At 69.6% G+C, this 19,713-nt stretch carries 15 protein-coding genes; 7 read left to right on the plus strand and 8 right to left on the minus strand.

Going from position 1 to position 19,713, the window contains the following annotated elements; all coding sequences use genetic code 11:
• Window positions 1–17: 17 nt before the first annotated feature.
• From Aco04nite_RS26960 to Aco04nite_RS26970, 3 genes are all read left to right on the plus strand, one after another.
• Window positions 18–1,178, plus strand: a complete 1,161-nt coding sequence (locus Aco04nite_RS26960) for an acyl-CoA dehydrogenase family protein (protein ID WP_244876326.1) — start codon at window positions 18–20, stop codon at window positions 1,176–1,178.
• A gap of 62 nt (window positions 1,179–1,240) precedes the next feature.
• A complete protein-coding gene (locus Aco04nite_RS26965; protein WP_213000050.1) occupies window positions 1,241–2,278 on the plus strand; it encodes an outer membrane protein assembly factor BamB family protein in 1,038 nt (345 codons plus the stop codon).
• 194 nt (window positions 2,279–2,472) lie between these two features.
• On the plus strand, window positions 2,473–4,347 hold the full coding sequence (locus Aco04nite_RS26970; RefSeq protein ID WP_244876327.1) for a phosphatase PAP2 family protein: 1,875 nt from the start codon (window positions 2,473–2,475) through the stop codon (window positions 4,345–4,347).
• A gap of 155 nt (window positions 4,348–4,502) precedes the next feature.
• Here the strand turns inward: Aco04nite_RS26970 and Aco04nite_RS26975 are convergent, their stop codons facing one another.
• From Aco04nite_RS26975 to Aco04nite_RS26985, 3 genes are all read right to left on the minus strand, one after another.
• The gene (locus Aco04nite_RS26975) at window positions 4,503–5,180 is read right to left on the minus strand and encodes a DUF4253 domain-containing protein (protein WP_213000052.1); all 678 of its coding nucleotides are present in this window, start codon (window positions 5,178–5,180) and stop codon (window positions 4,503–4,505) included.
• Window positions 5,181–5,320: 140 nt separating this feature from the next.
• A complete protein-coding gene (gene glpK / locus Aco04nite_RS26980) occupies window positions 5,321–6,826 on the minus strand; it encodes a glycerol kinase GlpK (protein ID WP_203839622.1) in 1,506 nt (501 codons plus the stop codon).
• Window positions 6,823–7,572, minus strand: coding sequence for an IclR family transcriptional regulator (locus tag Aco04nite_RS26985; protein WP_213000053.1), 750 nt, complete (start codon window positions 7,570–7,572; stop codon window positions 6,823–6,825). Before Aco04nite_RS26985 ends, glpK (Aco04nite_RS26980) begins: the two co-directional genes overlap by 4 nt.
• Before the next feature lie 106 nt (window positions 7,573–7,678).
• On the opposite strand from Aco04nite_RS26985, the gene Aco04nite_RS26990 reads away from it, so the two are divergent.
• Genes Aco04nite_RS26990 through Aco04nite_RS27000 form a run of 3 tightly spaced genes read left to right on the plus strand, consistent with a single transcriptional unit; the run spans window position 7,679 to window position 11,742 of the window.
• Window positions 7,679–8,530, plus strand: coding sequence for an MIP/aquaporin family protein (locus Aco04nite_RS26990; RefSeq protein WP_213000054.1), 852 nt, complete (start codon window positions 7,679–7,681; stop codon window positions 8,528–8,530).
• On the plus strand, window positions 8,523–10,040 hold the full coding sequence (gene glpK, locus Aco04nite_RS26995; RefSeq protein WP_213000055.1) for a glycerol kinase GlpK: 1,518 nt from the start codon (window positions 8,523–8,525) through the stop codon (window positions 10,038–10,040). Before Aco04nite_RS26990 ends, glpK (Aco04nite_RS26995) begins: the two co-directional genes overlap by 8 nt.
• Complete coding sequence (locus Aco04nite_RS27000) at window positions 10,033–11,742, plus strand: glycerol-3-phosphate dehydrogenase/oxidase (RefSeq protein ID WP_213000056.1); 1,710 nt, start codon at window positions 10,033–10,035, stop codon at window positions 11,740–11,742. Before glpK (Aco04nite_RS26995) ends, Aco04nite_RS27000 begins: the two co-directional genes overlap by 8 nt.
• A 177-nt stretch (window positions 11,743–11,919) precedes the next feature.
• On the opposite strand, the gene Aco04nite_RS27005 is transcribed toward Aco04nite_RS27000, so the two are convergent.
• On the minus strand, window positions 11,920–12,669 hold the full coding sequence (locus tag Aco04nite_RS27005; RefSeq protein WP_213000057.1) for a YlbL family protein: 750 nt from the start codon (window positions 12,667–12,669) through the stop codon (window positions 11,920–11,922).
• Window positions 12,670–12,749: 80 nt separating this feature from the next.
• Window positions 12,750–13,262, minus strand: coding sequence for an SbtR family transcriptional regulator (locus Aco04nite_RS27010; protein WP_213000058.1), 513 nt, complete (start codon window positions 13,260–13,262; stop codon window positions 12,750–12,752).
• An 83-nt stretch (window positions 13,263–13,345) separates the two neighbouring features.
• On the opposite strand from Aco04nite_RS27010, the gene Aco04nite_RS27015 reads away from it, so the two are divergent.
• Window positions 13,346–13,756: a nuclear transport factor 2 family protein gene (locus Aco04nite_RS27015; protein WP_213000059.1), complete on the plus strand. Its 411-nt coding sequence runs from the start codon at window positions 13,346–13,348 to the stop codon at window positions 13,754–13,756.
• Between the two features lie 215 nt (window positions 13,757–13,971).
• Here the strand turns inward: Aco04nite_RS27015 and Aco04nite_RS27020 are convergent, their stop codons facing one another.
• The 3 genes from Aco04nite_RS27020 to Aco04nite_RS27030 form a co-directional block, all read right to left on the minus strand.
• Window positions 13,972–14,616, minus strand: coding sequence for an NAD(P)-dependent oxidoreductase (locus Aco04nite_RS27020; protein ID WP_213000060.1), 645 nt, complete (start codon window positions 14,614–14,616; stop codon window positions 13,972–13,974).
• Between the two features lie 187 nt (window positions 14,617–14,803).
• Window positions 14,804–15,970 (minus strand): hypothetical protein, encoded by a 1,167-nt coding sequence (locus tag Aco04nite_RS27025; protein WP_213000061.1) that lies wholly within the window; start codon window positions 15,968–15,970, stop codon window positions 14,804–14,806.
• A gap of 91 nt (window positions 15,971–16,061) precedes the next feature.
• Entirely contained in the window at window positions 16,062–19,700 is a 3,639-nt protein-coding gene (locus tag Aco04nite_RS27030; RefSeq protein WP_213000062.1) for an NACHT domain-containing protein, read from the minus strand.
• Window positions 19,701–19,713 lie beyond the last annotated feature (13 nt).

Raw genomic sequence — 19,713 nt, forward strand, 5'->3', positions numbered from 1 at the left:
GTCTAATGAGCGATCACGTGGGTAAGAGGGTTCCCATGCTGACGGGTGACCTCTACCGCTTCCAGGACCTGCTCTCGCCCTCCGAGGCTTCCGTTGTTTCGGGGGTCCGGGCTTTCCTCGCCGAGCAGGTCACGCCGATCGCCAACGACTACTGGGCGCGGGCGGAATTCCCGTTCGAGCTGGTCAAGGGCTTCGCCGACCTGGGCATCGCGGGCTCCTCGCAGTCGAACCTGCTCTCCGGCTGGCTGGCGCTGGAGATGGCGCACGCGGACGCGTCCATGGCGACGTTCTACGGGGTGCACGCCGGCCTGGCGATGGGCAGCATCGAGACCTGCGGGTCGGCCGAGCAGAAGGAGCGGTGGCTGCCGGCGATGCGTACGTTCGCCACGATCGGCGCTTTCGCCCTGACCGAGCCGACCGGGGGTTCCGACGTCGCCGCGGGCCTGCGCACCACGGCCCGCCGCGACGGCGACAACTGGGTCCTCAACGGCGCGAAACGCTGGATCGGCAACGCGACGTTCGCCGACCTCACCGTGGTCTGGGCCCGCGACCTCGACGACAACCAGGTCAAGGGCTTCATCGTCGAGAAGGACACCCCCGGCTTCACCGCCACGAAGATCGAGAACAAGATCGCCCTGCGCATCGTCCAGAACGCCGACATCACTTTGACGGACTGCGTGGTCCCCGCCGATCATCTGCTGGAGAACGCCCGCACGTTCAAGGACACATCGAAGGTCCTGCGCGCCACCCGCAGCGGCGTCGCGTGGGAAGCGGTGGGCGTCATGCTGGCCGCCTACGAGATCGCCCTCGACTACGCGAAGGAACGCGAGCAGTTCGGCCGCCCGATCGCGAAGTTCCAGCTCGTCCAGGACCTCCTGGTACGCATGCTCGGCAACGTCACCGGCTCGCTGGGCATGTGCGTACGCCTCGCCCAGCTCCAGGACGCCGGCGAGTTCAAGGACGAGCACTCGGCGCTGGCCAAGGCGTACACCACCACCCGCATGCGCGAGGTCGTCGGCTGGGCCCGCGAACTCCTGGCCGGCAACGGCATCGTCCTCGACTACAACATCGGCCGCTTCGTCGCCGACGCCGAGGCCCTCTACTCCTACGAAGGCACCCGCGAGATCAACACGATGATCGTCGGCCGCGCCGTCACGGGCCACAGCGCCTTCGTCTGAGCCCGGACCCGTCCGCACTCTGAAGGTACTGTCCCTTGACCATGCCCCCACACCCCTTGGCCATGCCCATCAGCCGCCCGGCCATGGCTGAACTGCTCTGGACCAGGCCCCTGCACATGCGTGCCCAGGCGATGACGGCGGCGCCCGGCTCCCTCCTGGTGACAGAACGGTGGACACGCCTGGCCCGCCTGGATCCGGCCACCGGCAAGCAGCTGTGGAGCAGCCGGGTCGAGGATTGCTGGGGCACCACGGTCACCACGGCCGACCGCTGCCTGTATCTGAGCCAGGCGGGTGTACTGCACTGTTTCGACCTGCGCACCGGACAGCCGCTGTGGTCGAGGCCGGACCTGCAGTTCGGCCACCACGTCACCGTCAGCAACACCGACGTATTCATCGGCGGCTGGCGCGGCTACCGTCCGATGACCCGCCTGTCCCTGACAGACGGCACAGCCCTGCCCTTCACCTGCACACCACTCACCGACGGCGGCACGCTGGTCACCGACCTCGGGCCGATCGCCACGCCCCTCCCGATCCGGCTCGGACCCGAAGGCGCCGCGGCAGTGCTCGTCGCGGGCCGGAACCGCCCGGTGCTCCTCGCGCTGGCGCCCACCGGAGCGGTCCTGGCCGAGTGGCCCCTCCCGGAACCGATGTACTTCCCCGACTCCGGCAGCCCCTACAGCGCCGGGACATTCCTCAGCGGCCGCCGCACAGTCATGGCCTTCCATCCGGATCAAGGCGTCCAATTGCTGTGGACCCACGAGCGGGATCTCGCCGCGCGGGCACCGATGCGCGACGGCCGCACCCTCTGGCTGGCTGACGAAACCGGCATCGCGGTTGTCGACCTGGTTCGCGGTGTCATCGCCGAGATCGAGCACCGTGACCACGGCGGCATCTGCGCCTCGTCCGTGGTCGCCGGCCGCGCACTGATCGCCTTCACGGACGGCTCACTCATGACCGTCGACCGGACCGGTGCCATGACATCAGTCCTCCGGGTACGCGGCCACGTCAGCTATCTGATCCCCGGAACAGGCGGGCACCTCCACGCCATCGCCAAGGGCCACCTCCTCACGATGCGGTTCCGCGTCCCGGACCCCGCGTAGCCGCCCGAGGGTGCCGGCGTGGGCCCGTTGTCGATCTCGAGCAGCCGCGAGCCGGGCCGTACGGCCCGCCGCCGCTCACCGCCCCGGCCAGGTGACCGCCGGTGTTCATCTGCCGACCAGGCGGGGTTCGCTCACCCGTGACCAGCGTTGACGATCTTGGAGGGGTTGCCTTCCCGGGGAGTTCCATCGTGTTCGTGAGCCGTCGCACCCTGCTGCGAGCCGCCGTTGCCGCAGCAGCCGCACCCGCGCTGCCACAGTTCCTCACCGCCGCGCCCGCGAACGCGGCCTCGTCCACAACGGCCCCAGGCGCAGCCGCACAGGCCGGAATGACACAGGCCGCACCGTCCAGAGCGGCACAGACCGCGGTCAACGCGTTCGTCACCGACTATCAGACGAACGTCACCGCGAACCTCACGGTCGAGACCAACGCCGCCGTGCGGATCCTCTCCGGCATGCAGCGGCTCTGGCACACCGGCACCACCTGGGACAGCGGCACGGTGCTGGACCCGGCCGTGCTGCGGGCCAACATGCGCTACGTCGTGCGGGTCACCCGCAGCCGCACGCCGGCGCAGACCGCGCGCGCGTTCATCCAGGACCGGCAGCACCAGAGCTACGCCGTCATCTCCGCGCTCGGCCCCTACGCCGACGCTTACAAGGAGAAGGCGCTCGCCGTCACCAGCATCACCACGGCGCCGGAGTCCACCCCGCCGACCACCATCAGCGACGCCGTGCCCGCCGACGCGCCTGCCGGGTCCGCGGTCGGGGCAGGCTCGCCCACCTCGGCATTGGGACAGGTTGTCTCACTCGTCAACACTGTCCGCGGGCCGTTCGCCTCGGGGAACCCGAGCAAGGCCGCCTACCAGTACCCGCGCCCGTGGCGGATGAACGAGGACAGCGAGGTCGTGGACACCGGGGTGCTGGACGCCCTCGGCTACCCCGTCTACGACTCCGAGGTCACCGTCGTCCCGCAGCTGCTACGTCAGCGCGGCCTCGCACCGGCCGACGACGGCGGCTTCCCCAGCGGGCACACGAACGCGTTCCACCTCGCCGCGCTCGCCTTCGCCTACGCGGTGCCGGAGCGCCTCCAGGAGCTCGTCACCGCCGCCTTCGACCTGAGCGACACCCGCATCATCGCCGGCATGCACTCCCCCGCCGACGTCATCGGCGGCCGCATCCTCGCGACAGCCCTGGCCGCTGCCGCCCTCAACGACCCCGCCAACGCCACCCTCAAGACCGACGCCCGCAACCAGATCAAGACGACCCTCCTCCCGGCCGCCCTGACCAGCGCGACCACCACCTCCGGCCAGAGCACCGCCACCGATCCCTACGCGGACCGGTCGGCCAACAAGCGTCTCGTGGCGGCCAAGCTGACCTACGGCCTGCCCCGCCGCCACGCGAGCACCCCGATGACCGTCCCGCAGGGCGCCGAGGTCCTCCTCGAGACGCGCTTCGCGTACCTGACCGCGGACCAGCGCCGCGAGGTTCTGCGCACCACGGCGCTCCCGGCCGGCTACCCGCTGCTGGACGGCCCGGAGAACTGGGGCCGGCTGAACCTGTTCGCGGCGGCGGACGGCTACGGCGCCTTCGACCACGACGTCGACCTGCACCTGGACGCCACATCGGACACCTGGCACAACGACATCACCGGCCGCGGCGCCCTGACCAAGTCCGGCACCGGCACCCTGACCGGCGCCAACACTTACCGCGGCGGTACGACGCTGAAGGCCGGCGCCCTGATCACCGCAGCCCCGTCAGCCCTCGGCACCGGCGACGTGACGCTGGCCGGCGGCACCCTGCACGTGACCGAGGCGCTTCGTCTGCGTGGCCGCTACCGCCAGCGCTCCGGCGTCCTGACCCTCCCGGCCGAGACCCGCGCCCTGACGATCGCCGGCGAAGCAACCCTGGCCGGCACCCTGGAGATCACCGGCCGCTCCACCCGCCCGCAGACGGTCCTGACCGCCCACCGCGTGACCGGCCGCTTCACCCAGGTCACTGCCATCGACACCGCCTACCGCGCCGAAGTCACCTACACCCGCACGGCGGTCACCCTCCGCCTGCACAAACGCTGACCGCCGCCACCCGCACCGCGAGCACCCGCTCAAACCGAGAGCACCGCTCAGCCCAAGCCGAGAGCATCGCTCACCCCGGGCGAGAGCACGGCTCAAACCGAGAGCACCGCCCGAGCCGAGAGCACCGCTCAGGCAGGACGGCCGGACGGGCATCGTCACGGCCGGTCGTAGAGGGTCCAGTGCGGCAGCGTCTCCAGTGACCGCGCATACCCCCGCAGTCTTGTCCGGGCGGTCAGCCCGGCCAGCGTCACGTGTTCAACGGCGACCTGCCAGGCCTCGGCCGGGTCGGCAGGTGGCCGCGGCACGAGGAAGCCGGTTGCCAGCCCCGCAACGGTCGGCTCGGCGCCGTAGCGGTCGTACCAGCGGCGGCCGGCCGCGAGCATGATCTCGGGGTCAGCACCGAGGATGGTCCATGCGGTGCCCAGGTAGGCAAAGACCGACCATGGTTCCGGCTGCGGCAGGATGACGAGCGCCTCCGACTCGCCGAAGCTCGCGATGTCGTAGTCGTCGGGACCGAGCGCGTCTGCGGCGCTGCCCAGCTCGGTCGATCCGAGCCATCTCGCGGAGAGCTCGGCTATCCGCGCGTCCAGGTCGAGGTCCGCGGCGTCGGCGATCAGCGAGGCAGGCGTGGCCTTGTGGTAAAAGTCCGGGTCGATGACCTGCTGGATGTCGTCGACCAGCACCTGGTAGTGGTCCGTCAGACCCGCGCGGGCCGAGTGCAGGGCCTCGAAGGACCGGCCTTCGACCAGCACCACGACGACCGTTGAGCCGTGGATGTCGTGTTCGGACGCCTCGTACCCGTCGAGGCCCGCGGCCCGCAGTAGATCAAGCATCGCTGGAGCCTAGAGGAACCGGAACTGCAGGAACCGGAGCAAGCGGCAGGCAGCGTGAGCAGTCGCAGGCAGAACCGGGGCAAGCAGCAAGCAGCGCGAGCAGGCACAAGCAACAAGTAGCAACCGGCAGGCGGAGGGGGCTAGGCCGCGGGCTGGATCCAGTCGAAGGTGCGTTCGACGGCTCGGCGCCAGTTGGCGTATTCGGTGGTTCGCAGGGCGGGGTCCATGGCCGGGAGCCACTGCCCGGCGCGGTGCCAGTTGTGGCGCAGGTCCTCCAGGTCGGGCCAGTAGCCGACTGCCAGACCGGCCGCGTAGGCCGCTCCGAGACTCACTGTCTCAGAAGCGAGGGGGCGGACGACCGGGACGTCGAGGACGTCGGCGACGTACTGCATGAGGAGGTTGTCGGCGGTCATACCGCCGTCGACCTTGAGGGTCTTGAGGGTGAGGCCGGAGTTGACGTTCATCGCGTCGACGACCTCGCGGGTCTGCCAGGCGGTGGCCTCGAGGACGGCGCGGGCGAGGTGGCCCTTGGTGATGTACGAGGTCAGGCCGACGATGACGCCGCGGGCCTCGGAGCGCCAGTGCGGGGCGTAGAGGCCGGAGAAGGCCGGGACGATGTAGCAGCCGCCGTTGTCCTTGACCGTGCGGGCGAGGGTTTCGATCTCGGGGGCGCTGGCGATCAGTTCGAGCTGGTCGCGGAACCACTGGACCAGCGAGCCGGTGATCGCGATGGAGCCTTCGAGCGCGTAGTGCGCCGGGGAGCCCTCGACCTGGTAGGCGACCGTGCTCAACAGGCCGTTGTCCGAGCGTACGAGATCGGTGCCGGTGTTGAGGAGCAGGAAGCTGCCGGTGCCGTACGTACATTTCGCCTCTCCGGGGGTGAAGCAGGTCTGGCCGAACAGAGCCGCCTGCTGGTCGCCGAGCGCGCCCCCGATGCGTACCCCGGCGAAGGCCGCGACCGCCGTCCCGAAGCTGCCGACCGACGGTTTGACCTCGGGGAGCATGGCCCGGGGGATGCCGAAGAACGCGAGCGACTCCGGGGACCAGTCGAGGGTGTGGACGTCGAGCAGGTTGGTGCGGCTGGCGTTGGTGACGTCGGTGTAGTGCTTGCCGCCGGTGAGGTTCCAGATCAGCCAGGTCTCCATGGTGCCGAACAGGATCTCGCCGCGCTCGGCTCGTTCCTGCAGGCCGGGGGTGTGGTCGAGCATCCAGCGCAGGCGCGGGCCGGAGAAGTACGTCGCCAGCGGCAGCGCCGAGCGTTCCTGCACCGCCGCGGCCCCCGGGGCGTCGCGCAACGCCGTGACCAGCGCGTCGGTACGCGTGTCCTGCCAGACCAGCGCGCGGCTGACCGGGACGCCGGTGCGCCGGTCCCAGACGACCGTGGTCTCGCGCTGGTTCGCGATGCCGACCGCGGCGACCTGGTCGAGGGTGATGCCGGCGCGGCGCAGGGCGAGCGGGGCGAGCCGTTCGACGTTGCGCCAGATCTCCGCGGCGTCGTGCTCGACCCAGCCGGGCCGGGGGAAGTACTGCTTGTGTTCCTGCTGCGCGAGGGAGACGAGCTGGCCGCGGCGGTCGAAGACGATGCACCGGGTCGACGTGGTGCCCTGGTCGATGGCGACGACGAAGCGTTCGGTCGGTGAGGTCATCGGGTGGCTCCCAGGTCCCGGGAGACCGCGCGGGCGGCGTCGCGGACATAGCCGACGAGGCGCGGGTGCGGGCGGTAGTGGCTGTCGCAGATGCGTTCGACGAGGCCGGAGACGCCGATCGCGCCGACGACGAGGCCGCCGTACCCACGGATCGGGGCGGCGACGGCGGCCTGGCCGACCGTCAGTTCCTCGATGTCGGCGGCCCAGCCCGCTTCGCGGACCCCGGCCAGGTCGGTGGCGAGCCGGGCGGGTGCGGTCACGGTCCGATGGGTGAAGCGCTCCAGGTCAGGAAGAGGAGCCGTCCGGTACGCGAGGAGCACCTTGCCGAGAGCAGTGGCATGAAGTGGGAGCAGTGTTCCGATGTCGAGGGTCTGGAAAGTGTCGTCGGGACGGAACACGTGATGCACCACCAGGACCTTCCCTTCCAGCACGGTGCCGATCCGGACCGCCTCGCCGGAGCGGGCGGCCAGGGGGTCCGCCCAGTTGATCGAGCGGGACCGGAGCTCGTTGATGTCGAGGTAGCTGGTGCCGAGGTGCAGCAGGGCCGCGCCGAGCTGGTAGTGCCCCGAGGACCGGTCCTGCTCGACGAAGCCGACGCCCTGCAGGGTGCGCAGGATGCCGTGTACCGTTCCCTTCGCCAGATCGAGCGACCGGGCGATCTCCGCGAGCCCGAGATGACCGGGCCCGCCAGCGAGCATCCGCAGGATCGCAGCGGCTCTCTCGATCGACTGGACGGTTCCAGGCACGTTACGGATGTTATGCCTGCCGGTTACGGAAAGAAACCGTTCGATGTTCGACAATGCCGAACGGTGTTCATTGTGTGGCCCCGGTCACCTTCATAGCGTCGTGGTCATGGCAGCACGATGGAAAGTTCCCGGAGGCCTCGCGGGCGAACTGGCCGCGGAGTTCGCCGGGACCATGATCCTCATCCTCTTCGGAGTCGGTGTCGTCGCGCAGGTGGCGGGCGGCGGCATCGGCGACCACGACAGCATCGCCTGGGCGTGGGGCCTGGGCGTCATGCTCGGCGTCTACGTCGCGGGCCGCGTCAGCGGCGCCCACCTCAACCCCGCGGTCACCATCGCGCTCGCGGCCTTCAAGGGCTTCTCATGGCGCAAGGTGCTCCCCTACTCCCTGGCGCAGTTCCTCGGCGCCTTCGTCGCCGCGCTGATCGTGCGGTGGAACTACACCGAGGTCCTGCACGCCGCCGACCCCGGCCTGACCATCAAGACCCAGGGCGTCTTCTCGACGCTGCCCGGCAACGGAACCCTCCCGGTCGGTGAGTGGGGGGCGTTCCGCGACCAGATCATCGGTACGGCGATCCTGCTCTTCCTGATCCTCGCCATCACCGACGCGGCCGGCACTCCCCCGGCGGCCAACCTCGCCCCGGTCGTCATCGGCCTGCTGATCGTCGGGATCGGCATGGCGTGGGGCACCGACGCCGGCTACGCGATCAACCCCGCCCGTGACTTCGGGCCGCGACTGGCAAGCTATTTCACCGGGTACGGCGGGGCGTTCCGCGATCAGACCGGTTACCTGTACTTCTGGATACCGATCGTGGCGCCGATCCTCGGTGGCCTGCTCGGTGCCGGGCTCTACCAGGCGCTGGTCGGCCGGTTCCTCCCGAAGGAGCCGGGCGAGGCCGAGGAGCCGGGCCGCATCCCGCAGAATGAGACACCCGAGACCGTGGAGGCAGGCCGTGGCTGATTTCGTCGGCGCAGTTGATCAGGGCACCACCAGCACCCGTTTCATGATCTTCGATCACGGCGGCAACGAGGTGGCGCGGCACCAGCTGGAGCACGAGCAGATCCTGCCGCAGGCCGGCTGGGTGGAGCACAACCCGATCGAGATCGCGGAGCGCACCACGTCGGTCATCCGCACCGCGATGCAGAAGGCGAACCTGCAGGCCACCGATCTGGCCGCGCTGGGCATCACCAACCAGCGCGAGACCACCGTGGTGTGGGACCGCCGCACCGGCCGGCCGTACTACAACGCGATCGTGTGGCAGGACACCCGTACCGACCGAATTGCCTCCGCGCTCGACCGGGACGGGCGCGGTGACGTCATCCGCCGCAAGGCCGGCCTGCCCCCCGCGACCTACTTCTCCGGCGGCAAGATCCAGTGGATCCTGGACAACGTCGACGGGGTCCGTGCGGCCGCCGAGCGCGGCGACGCGATCTTCGGCAACACCGACAGCTGGCTGCTCTGGCACATGACCGGCGGCGTCGACGGCGGCAACCACATCACCGACGTCACCAACGCCAGCCGCACCATGCTGATGAACCTCGAGACGCTGGACTGGGACGACGAGCTGCTCGGGTTCTTCAACATCCCGCGGCAGATGCTCCCGGAGATTCGGCCGTCGTCTGACCCCAACACGTACGGCGTGGCGCGCTGGCCCGGGCCGCTGGGCGGGGAGGTGCCGCTGACCGGTGACCTCGGTGACCAGCAGGCCGCCACGGTCGGCCAGGTCTGCTTCAACGTCGGCGAGGCCAAGAACACGTACGGCACCGGCAACTTCATGCTGCTCAACACCGGCACCGAACTCGTCCGCTCGGAGCACGGCCTGCTCACCACGGTCGCGTACAAGTTCGGCGACGCCGCCCCGGTCTACGCCCTCGAGGGCTCGATCGCGGTCACCGGCTCGGCGGTGCAGTGGCTGCGCGACCAGCTGCACGTCATCAATGACGCCGCCGAGAGCGAGACCCTCGCCGCGTCGGTCCCGGACAGCGGCGGCGTCTACTTCGTCCCCGCGTTCTCCGGGCTGTTCGCGCCGTACTGGCGTTCCGACGCGCGCGGCGCCATCGTCGGGCTGTCCCGCTTCAACACCGCCGCGCACCTGGCCCGCGCGACCCTCGAGTCGATCTGCTACCAGACCCGTGACGTCGTCGAGGCGATGGCGCAGGACTCCGGGGTCACCCTCGACGTGCTCAAGGTCGACGGCGGCATCACCGTCAACAACCTGTGCATGCAGATCCAGGCGGACGTGCTCGGCGTGAAGGTGAGCAGGCCGGTGGTGGCGGAGACGACAGCGCTCGGGGCCGCGTACGCCGCAGGCCTTGCCGTCGGTTTCTGGAAGTCGACCGACGAGTTGCGCGACAACTGGAACGAATCCCAGCGGTGGAGCCCCGAGTGGTCCCCCGAACAGCGCGAAGACGGGTACGGCCGGTGGAAGAAGGCCGTCGAGCGCACTCTCGATTGGGTAGACGTTGACTGACACGACGCTCTCCCCCGCAAGCCGCGCCGCCGCCCTGACCTTCCTGGAGCAGCACGAGGTCGACGTGCTCGTCGTCGGCGGTGGCGTGGTGGGCGCGGGTTCCGCCCTCGACGCCGTCACCCGCGGCCTCTCGGTCGGGCTGGTCGAGGCCCGCGACTTCGCCTCCGGCACGTCCAGCCGGTCCAGCAAGCTGATCCACGGCGGGCTGCGCTACCTGGAGATGCTGGACTTCGCCCTGGTCCGCGAGGCGCTGCGGGAACGCGGCCTGATCCTGCAACGCCTCGCCCCGCACCTGGCCCGGCCGGTCCCGTTCCTCTACCCCCTCAAACACCGGTTCTGGGAGCGGCTGTACGCGGGCACCGGCGTGCAGCTCTACGACCTGATGGCCACCGCGAGCGGCGGCCTGCCCCGGCACCGCAACCTGACCCGCCGGCAGGCGCTGCGGGTCTGCCCGGCCCTGAAGAAGGATTCGCTGGTCGGGGCGCTGCAGTACTACGACGCCCAGGTCGACGACGCCCGGCACACCATGTTCCTGGCCCGCACAGCAGCGGCGTACGGCGCCCACGTCGCCAACCGCACCGAGGTCGTCGGCTTCCTGCGCGAGGGGGAGCGCGTCACCGGCGTCCGCGTCCACGACCTCGAACACGACCGCACGTTCGAGATCCGCGCCCAGCAGGTCGTCAACGCGACCGGCGTCTGGACGGACGACACCCAGGCCCTGGTAGGTGAGCGGGGACAGTTCCACGTCCGCGCCAGCAAGGGGATCCACCTGGTGGTGCCGCGCGACCGGATCCAGTCGTCCACGGGCCTGATCCTGCGTACGCCCAGCAGCGTGCTCTTCGTCATCCCCTGGGGCCGGCACTGGATCATCGGCACCACGGACACCGACTGGGCCCTCGACAAGGCCCACCCCGCCGCGTCGAGCACCGACATCGACTACCTGTTGTCGCAGGTCAACACGGTGCTGGCCACGCCACTGGACCGCAGCGACGTGCAGGGCGTCTACGCCGGGCTGCGCCCGCTGCTCTCCGGCGAGTCGGAGTCCACCTCGCAGCTGTCCCGCGAGCACACGGTGGCCAGCCCGACCCCCGGGCTGATCGTGGTCGCGGGCGGCAAGTACACGACCTACCGTGTCATGGCCCGCGACGCCATCGACGCCGCGGTGCACGGGCTCGGCAGATCGGTGCCGCGTTCGTGCACGGAACGCGTACCCCTGTTGGGTGCCGAAGGCTATGCCGCCCTGTGGAACCGCCGCCGGGTCCTGGCCGACGAGTCCGGCCTGCACGTGGCCCGGGTGGAACATCTTCTCGGACGGTACGGCTCCCTGGTCCACGAGGTCCTCACCCTGATCCGCGAGAACCCCGAGTTGGGCAGACCCCTCGAAGGCGCGGAGGACCACCTGCGCGCGGAGATCGCCTACGCCGCCGGCCACGAGGGCGCCCGCCACCTCGAGGACGCCCTCACCCGCCGCACCCGGATCTCCATCGAGACCTTCGACCGCGGCGTCGCCGCCGCCCCCATGACCGCCGATCTGATGGGCGACATCCTCGACTGGTCCAAGGAACAACGAGAACGCGAGGTCGAGAACTACCGCCTCCGAGTAGAAGCCGAACGCGCCTCCCAGGAACAACCCGACGACGAAACCGCCGACGCGGCCCGCCTCGGCGCCCCCGACGTCCTGCCCCTGCGCGTCACCTCCTGACAACACCACCACGACGGCCCGGCCCGGCACCCCCGGTCCGGGCCGTCGCCTCACGGTCCGGGCTGAGGTCGCGGGGGCCGATCGGGGATGCGGTGGCCGACCTCCGACTGGGCGTTTCCGCCGGTCAGCAGGGAGGGCGAGGCACTGCCCTGTCGGCAGGCTTGGAGCTCCGCGCCATCAGCAGGGGGCGGGGGTCCCGCCGGAGGTGAAGGTCTTCAGGGCGGTGAGGGCGTCGTCGATCGTGGCGACCTTGGCCATGGGCAGCCCCGGCACGGCGTTCTTGAGGGCCTCGTCGCAGTTGCCCTCGGGCACCAGGAAGATCTGCGCACCGTCGTGCTTGGCGCCGACGAGCTTCTGCGGGATGCCCCCGATCTTCCCGACCGTCCCCGCGTCGTCGATCGTGCCGGTACCCGCGATGATCTTTCCGCCGGTCAGGTCCTCCGGGGTGGCCTTGTCGATGATCCCGAGGGTGAACATCAGCCCGGCGCTCGGCCCGCCGATCTTGTCCAGGTCGATGGCCACCTCGAACGGATGCCCGACCTTCTTCTTGGCCACGACCACCGCGCTGCTCTCGGACGTCTGGAACGCCTCGGTGTTCACCTGCTGAACTTCCTTGGTGGTCTGCCCGGGCGGGTAGACCACGTCCCGCGGCGCCACCGCGTCGTCGCCGTTGAACCAGCTGCTGAACGCCTGCGAGAACGAGATGTCACTGCGTACCTGGATGGTGGTGAGCCGCAGCTGACCCGCGGAGACCGACGCGGGCGTCCCGGTCACCGTGATCACTTCCTTGCCGTCCCGGCTGCCCAGCGTGTCCACGGTCGGCCCCGGCTGCAGCACCACGTAGGGCAGCGGGAACGTCAGCACCCCCACGGCCAGTAGCGCAGCGACCACGACGCCGGCGATGAGCAGGATGCCACGACGTTTCATGCGAGGAAGCGTACCGATCACGGCCGCCCCGCCTTCATCCACCGCCGTGGCCGGCGGGTCCGGGCCGGAGCGCGGTCCTGTCACGTCGCCAGACCGCGGAAGACGATCGCCAGGGTCCGCTCCCGCAGGGCCGGATCCCAGCCGCTGTGCAGGGCGCCCTGGCACAGGCTGGTGAGCAGCGCCATCACCTCGGCCGGCCGGACGTCCGCGCGCACGGCCCCAGCGGCCTGCGCCTGGCGGAGCAGCTCCCCCACCGCGTCGTCGAGAGCGCCCATCGCCGCGCCGATGTCGACGCCGGCGAGGGTGATGACCGAGCGCTGCCGTCCCGCGCTCGCCACCACGTTGAGGAAGAAGGTGAACAGGCCGGCCGGGCCGGACAGCTCGCCGGCCTGCTCGACCAGGCTGCCGAGCAGGCGTTTCATGATGGCCTTGACCAGGTCTTCCTTGGCCGGGAAGTGCCGGAAGACGGTCCCGATCGCCACGCCGGCCCGCCGGGCGACCTCCTCGGTCGACGCCGCCGCGCCCTGGGCCGCGAAGACCTCCTCGGCGGCGTCGAGGATGCGGGCGCGGTTGCGCTGCGCGTCAGCCCGCACGGGCGAACCCCCTTGGAAAATGAGTCACGACTCATTATCGTCGGACAAAGTCGAGTCGTCACTCATCTTACTGGAGGCCCAGGATGACCCCGCGAGACATGTACGAGCGCATGCGGCAGAACTGGATCAGCAACGCCCCCGCGTTCGACGAGGAGATGCTCGCCGACGACGTGGTGCTGGAGACGCCGTTCGCGATGCCCGGCCGCCCGGTCACCACCACCGGCCGGGCCGACGTGCTCGCCTACATCAGGGCGGGCCAGGCCTCGGTCCCGTTCCGCTTCGACGACTGCCGCACCCTCGCCGTCCACGACACGGCCACCCCGGAGACCATCGTGGTCGAGTACGAGCTCGCCGCCACGATGGTCGCGACCGGCTTCTCCGCCAGCGCCCCGTTCATCGGCGTCCTGACCGTCCGGGACGACCGGATCACCCGCTGGCGCGAGTACCAGAACCAGGCCGCCATCGCCGCGGCGATGAACGACCCGGCCCGGTAAGCGCTGTCGACGTAAGCGCCCTTGCCCCAAAAGGCACCTTGTCCCAGTGAGCGCCCTTGTCTCAGAAAGCGCGCCGCCGCAGCAAGCGCCCTTGCCTCAGAAAGCGCGCTACCGCAGCAAGCGCCCTTGCCTTAGAAGGCGCGCTACCGCAGCGAGCGCCCTTGCCTCAAAGGCGCCGCCTCAGTGAGAGCCCTTGTCTCAGAAGGCGCGCTGTCTCAGTAGGCGACGGAGAAATGGGCGCGGTGGTGCTTCGGGTTCTGGACCTCGTCGACGACGGCCTTGGCGAAGTCGGCGCCGGAGAGGGCGGATTTGCCGGCCTCGTCGAAGAACGCGACGTCGCCGCCCAGCCGGTAGTTGCCGGTGGCCTCGCCGGGAGCGTACGAGCCGTACTCCGCGGCGGGGCTGACGAAGAACCAGTCGAGCGACTCCGGCGCGGCGGCGAGGGCGTCGGCGATGTCGGCCATCTCCTTGGCCTCGGCGGCGAACTGCGGCGGGACCTCGCCGCTGTCGGTGAAGCGCGGCGCGCCGGCCTGCGGGCGCAGCGAGCTGAAACCGCCGATCACCCCGAACCGTACGCCGGAGAGCCCGGCCAGTTCAGCGAGGTGAGCATCGACGCCGCCCAGTTTTCCTTCGAGGTCCCCGCGCGGCGCGAGTGCGGAGATGATGACCTCACCCGTGCCGACCGCCTTGACCCGTGAGGCCTCGTCGAGCATCGAGCCCTGCTCGTAGCGCACGCCGGGCACGGGCTCGGTGGGTTCGGACCGGCTGTACGCGGTGACCTCGAACCCGCGCGCGGCCGCCTCCCGGACGATCGCCGCGCCTGTGTACCCGGTTCCGCCGATAACGGTTAAACGTGTCATGCCTTCTGCTTACCCCGCGGCGGGCCGCACAGACCGTAACTCGCCGGAGAACACGTCGGGCGTGCCGGCAGAAGCCGATCACGCCGGAACAGGTCGGGCGCGACCGGCCGGAGCCGATCACGCCGGGAACACGTCGGGCGCGACCGGCCGGAGCCGGTCACGCCCGAAGTATCGTGCGGGGCAGTGCTTACTGGTTGAGCGTGCAGACCGCGAACTTCTCGAGGCCCTCGGGCTTGGCGGCGTGCCGGCCGATGGCGGTTTCGATGCGGTTCAGGGTGGCGACGCGCTTGTCGGCCAGCGGGCCGAGGATGGCGTTCTGGATGAAGTTGGCGCCGCCCTGGCCCTGGCTGGTGATGAGGCGCTGGTTGGCCTCGGCGATCTGGGTGTCGAGCAGGGTGAGGTTGCGGACGACCTCGTCCTTCGCCTCCGCCGGGATCGACGGGAGGCCGACGACGGCCGGGCAGTTGACGGTCGGGGCCGTGCCGGCCTCGGTGCCGGTGCCGGGGGTGCTGGTCTCGACCGCGGTGGGCTCGGGGGTGGCAGCCGCGCCGCCGCCCTCGTTCAGGCTGCAGGTGGCCAGGGTGTCGACGTCGAGGACCGGCTTCGCGGCGTTACGGCCGATCGCCGTCGCCATCCGGTTGATCGTCGCGACGCGCTTGTCCTTCAGCGGGCCGAGGATCGCGTTCTGGATGAAGTTCGCGCCGCCCTCGCCCTGGCTGGTGATCAGGCGCTTGTTCGCCTCGGCGATCTGCGTGTTGAGCAGCGCGAGGTTGCGCTCGATCTCGGCCTGGGCCTGCGCCGGGATCGCACCGAGCGAGCCGGCGACGGCCGGGCAGTTCACCGTGGGGGCGGTGCCGGAGCCGGCGTCCGCGCCACCGTCGGCGTCGTCACCGGTGGCCGGTGCGGCGGACTCGACGGCAGTGGGCTCGGGAGCTGCGACGCCACCGCCGTCCGCGTTGAGCGTGCAGGTCGCGAGCGCCTGCTCGTCCAGCTTGGGCGCCGTGGTGTGCCGGCCGATCGAGATCACCATCCGGTCGATGGTGGACACCCGCTTGTCCTTCAGCGGGCCGAGGATCGCGTTCTGGATGAAGTTCGGGCCGCCCTCACCCTTGCTGGTCACGAGGCGCTTGTTCGCCTCGGCGATCTGGGTGTTGAGCAGAGCGAGGTTCCGCTCGATCTCCGCCTGCGACTGCGCGGGAATGGTGCCGAGCGCGCCGGCGACCGACGGGCAGTTCACCGTCGGGGTGTTCTCGGCGGCCGAGGCGACCCCGAGACCGACGCCGACCAGAGCCACGGCGACCGCGCCGACACCGGCGATCTGCCAGCGACGAGCGGAACTACGGGTGATGTGCATTTTCGCCAAAGCCTTCCTGTCAAAGGACCTCGGCGATCAATACGGGAGCGCTTCCACACCGGATCAGCGCTCCCGAGAGGTTAAGGGATTCTTAAAGAACCGCCCCGTTGAACCTCAACTGAGCAAGCACCTCAGGCGGCACTCCGACCACGCCGGTGAAGTTCGCTCCGCGCACGTTGCGGCTCAGCGTGAACTCGTCGATCACGGTCCCGTTCTCCAGATCGAACGCCGCCACCCGCCCGTGGGCGTTCGCCACGACGAGAGTCTCCGACTTCTGAAGGATCGCGAAGGTGGTGACCGACGGAAGGTCGTCGACGACAAAACGAGGGGAGGTCAGATCCGTGAGGTCGAAGACGTGTATGCGCGCGCCCGTGAAGACGGCCACCACGGTCCCCGCCGCGTTGACTGAGCAGTGGCGGGGACCGGCGTAGGGATATGGCGGTTGTAACCAGTCGGTGGGCCAGGTCGGAAAGACGAACTGATGCCCGTTCGTGAACCCCGCCCCGAAGAGGGACAGCACAAGCTGGCCGTCCTCACCGAACTGGACGGCTGCCAGGTCACCGGCACCGAAGAAGATGATCTCCTGGACGATCTCCTGCAGCGCGACGAGGCCCGCCACCGTCCATGACAACGTCCCCGGTGCGGGCATGGCCAGCTCGACGACGGCCTTCTTCTCGAGTTCGTCCCTCTTCGGGTTGTTGCTGAGCAGGCCGACAACGCGTCCTGCGCCGTTGGACTCGAACTCTGCAAAGTCGAAACCTGGCACCACCGCGCTTCCGAGTTCCCGAAAGTCCGCGGGGTCCCGGACGACGATCTCGATCGAGCCGCCCACGCCGTCGTGGGTCAGCAGCACCGGGCGGTCCCCCAAGACCGCCGCCGTCACCGCGAACTTCGGGCTGTGGAAGGTCTGCTGCTGTCCCGTTTCCGGATCGATCAGATGGACCGCGACACCGTCCCTGCCCGCCACGTCCTCGACGGCCACGATCCTTCCGTCGAGCCAGGACGCACTTTCCAGCATGGTGTCCAGCTCGGCCAGCGGTTCGGGTGGCTCGCCGATCCTCCATCGAGTGAGCCGTATCCCCCGCCGGTCGCAGAAGTAGACCTCGTTCCCTGACGCCTCGGTGAGGATCGCCGCAGCCCGCCGGTCGAAGCCCAGATAGTGTGCGCCGTCGAGCACCGCGCCGGTCAGATCGGCGTCGACCAGGACGACGTCCTCGAGATCCGTGTTCCGCAGATCGGCATGTCTGAGCGAGCAGCCGGTCAGATCCATGCCGCGCAGATAGCGGTCGAAAACCGCGTTGGACAAGGCCGCATCGTCCAGATGAGCGCCCCGAAGACCTGCCGGGTCGATCTCCACGATGACATCGACCAAGCGGGCACCGAGATTTGTCTCGTCCTCGGCCGTCAGGTTCCGAGTGTCGCCGGCCAGCCTCGCCATCACGGCTCCCGCGTCATCGCTCACCATGGTGACGAGCAGGCTGAGGACCGGGTCGGTCAGGGTATCGATGAGCAGTGACGACGCGATTGATTCGAGCGGTTCCGGGAGCCAGCCGGATGCGGTGCTGCGCTGGCCGAAAGTGGCGCCCACCAGGCCCGACCAGGCGAAGGATGGTGCGCCCGCCGCATCGGTCGCGCCGATCAGGGTCATGAAGTCAGTGTTCATGAGGCCCAGTTCGGCGGCGATCTTGTAGGCCGCGAAGAATTCCAGCAGAGAGCGGTGGGCCGGGGTGTAGTTGCCGTCGGCGTCGCGGACCAGCATCGTCTGGCCCATCATGTCGTAGTGCCAGTGGTCGAGGTCGCGTTGTTCCTGGACCACGTCCTTGAAGCAGGCGCGGATCCGGTCGGGGATCTCGCGGTAGTTGATGGTCAGGACCGATTCGGCGAGCATGTGCCAGGACAGCTCGCAGAGGAAGAAGACCTTGTCCGCGAGCGAGGTGAACGTACGCTCCGCCTTGATGTCCGCGTCGATCTTGTGCTGGACCGCGTAGAGGTAGACCCGGGCGAGGTCCACCTTGGCGCCGGCCTCGATGGCGGGCAGGGCGGCCAGGGCCAGTTCGGACATGACGGGCCGGCGCATGAGCTCCATCAGCTCCTCGTTGCCGAGGACCAGGTTCCGGGTGGGGGTGTCGGTGATCCGGGACAGCAGTTCCCCGATCTGCTCGTCCGCGAAGGGCTGCAGCTCGACGACCTCGAACTGCGGCGGCGCGCCGGTCAGTGCCGACGTCGAGGCCACCAGCCGCGCGCCCAGGACGTCGCGGCCCTGCTGGGCTTCGGGGAAGTGCTCGGTGCGGCAGGTCAGCAGGACCTTGGAGCCGGGTACGACCGCCCGGGCCAGCTCCCAGAAGTTGTTGATCATTGCCTGACGGTCGACCCGGGCGGCCATCTCGTCGAAGCCGTCGAAGATCAGCAGCAGCCGGCCGAGCCGGTTGAGGGTTTCGAAGACGCGGTAGCCGTCGGGCAGGATCTCGTGCTTACGGAAGAAGAACTCGGAGAACAGCGACTCGACGGTGACGGCCTTGGCATAGTCGCGCAGCGGGACCACGAGCGGCAGCCGGGGACGCTTGCGCCCGGCGGCCTTGGCGGCGCGCCATTCCTGGGCGAGGGTCCACGCGTAGTGCAGGCAGAACCAGCTCTTGCCCATCCCGAACTCACCCAGCACTGACAGGTGTTCCTTGGTGTCGTCCTCCAGCCAGCCGCCGACGTAGTCGTCGAGGCCGCCTCCCGTCCATGGATAGACACTGGTGCCGCCGACCTTCCCGGAGCGCCGGTCGATGTCGTCCTTGGCGCAGGTCAGCGGGACATAGCGGGTGTCGATGTGGCGGGTGCGGACCTCCTCCTCAAGCCAATGCAGATACGGCTCGAAGTCCGCCCGTTCGTCGATCAGCTCGTCGAGCGTGTAGCAGAAGATCTCGTCGAGCTCCTCATCGGCGATCCGGGCCGCCTGGCTGACGCGTTGCGGGGCGATGACCCACCCCTCCTTGGCCCGGTGCTCCCCGACGAGCGAGGCAGCGCGCAGGACGTCCGGGCGGCTCATCTCGGCACCGATGCCCAGGACCACCACCGAGTCGTAGCCGCGGCGGGCCGGGACCCGGACCAGCCAGACGAACTCGTCCGGGCCGTTCAGGATCTCCGCGGTGATCTTGTACTCGACCGCGGCGAACCACTCGCGCAGCTCACCGGCGAGCACCTCCGCCGGGGAGGAGTTGCGGACCATGTAGCGGACGATCTCTTCCGGCGTGCTCATCCGGTCGATGCGGTCCACGAGGTCGCTGACGCTCTGGTGGACGTCGCCGACCTTGCGCTCCAACCGGGCCTGCGCGGCGCTGCGGGTCCTGTCGACGAGCTGCTCGAAGACCGCCTGGAAGCCGGTCAGTTCCAGCGCGAGGTTGTAGTCGATCCGGCCCAGGCCACCGGTCTCGTCGTTCCACTGCAGAACGAGGTCGACCTCACGGCGCAGGTGGCGTTCGTCGCCCGACTCGAAGGACTTCCGGAAGGCCGCCATGACGAACTCGTTGCGGAAGAGCAGGATCACCGGCTCCGGCTTGCCGTAGCAGAACTCCACGATGGCGTACGTGTAGACGCCGTCGAAATCGGCCGGCGGGCGGTCCGGTGCGAGATGGACCTTTTTCAGGGCCGCGACCACGGCCTCTTTGCGCTTCAGCCGCTCCAGCGCCGGCTTGGCACCCAGCGTGAGCATCTTGACGAGGGCCGAGGTCTCCACAACTGCCACCGTGGCACCCTAC

This window comes from Winogradskya consettensis, assembly GCF_018332715.1.
GTDB classification, from domain to species: Bacteria; Actinomycetota; Actinomycetes; order Mycobacteriales; family Micromonosporaceae; genus Actinoplanes; species Actinoplanes consettensis.

What these genes read in the sequence shown, in the direction of transcription:
- Aco04nite_RS27005 (WP_213000057.1), bottom strand. Translation starts at nt 12,669, where the DNA reads ATGAAACGTCGTGGCATCCTGCTCATCGCCGGCGTCGTGGTCGCTGCG.
- Aco04nite_RS27020 (WP_213000060.1), bottom strand. Translation starts at nt 14,616, where the DNA reads ATGACACGTTTAACCGTTATCGGCGGAACCGGGTACACAGGCGCGGCG.
- Aco04nite_RS26990 (WP_213000054.1), top strand. Translation starts at nt 7,679, where the DNA reads ATGGCAGCACGATGGAAAGTTCCCGGAGGCCTCGCGGGCGAACTGGCC.
- Aco04nite_RS27015 (WP_213000059.1), top strand. Translation starts at nt 13,346, where the DNA reads ATGACCCCGCGAGACATGTACGAGCGCATGCGGCAGAACTGGATCAGC.
- Aco04nite_RS26975 (WP_213000052.1), bottom strand. Translation starts at nt 5,180, where the DNA reads ATGCTTGATCTACTGCGGGCCGCGGGCCTCGACGGGTACGAGGCGTCC.
- glpK (WP_203839622.1), bottom strand. Translation starts at nt 6,826, where the DNA reads ATGACCTCACCGACCGAACGCTTCGTCGTCGCCATCGACCAGGGCACC.
- Aco04nite_RS27025 (WP_213000061.1), bottom strand. Translation starts at nt 15,970, where the DNA reads ATGCACATCACCCGTAGTTCCGCTCGTCGCTGGCAGATCGCCGGTGTC.
- Aco04nite_RS26965 (WP_213000050.1), top strand. Translation starts at nt 1,241, where the DNA reads ATGCCCATCAGCCGCCCGGCCATGGCTGAACTGCTCTGGACCAGGCCC.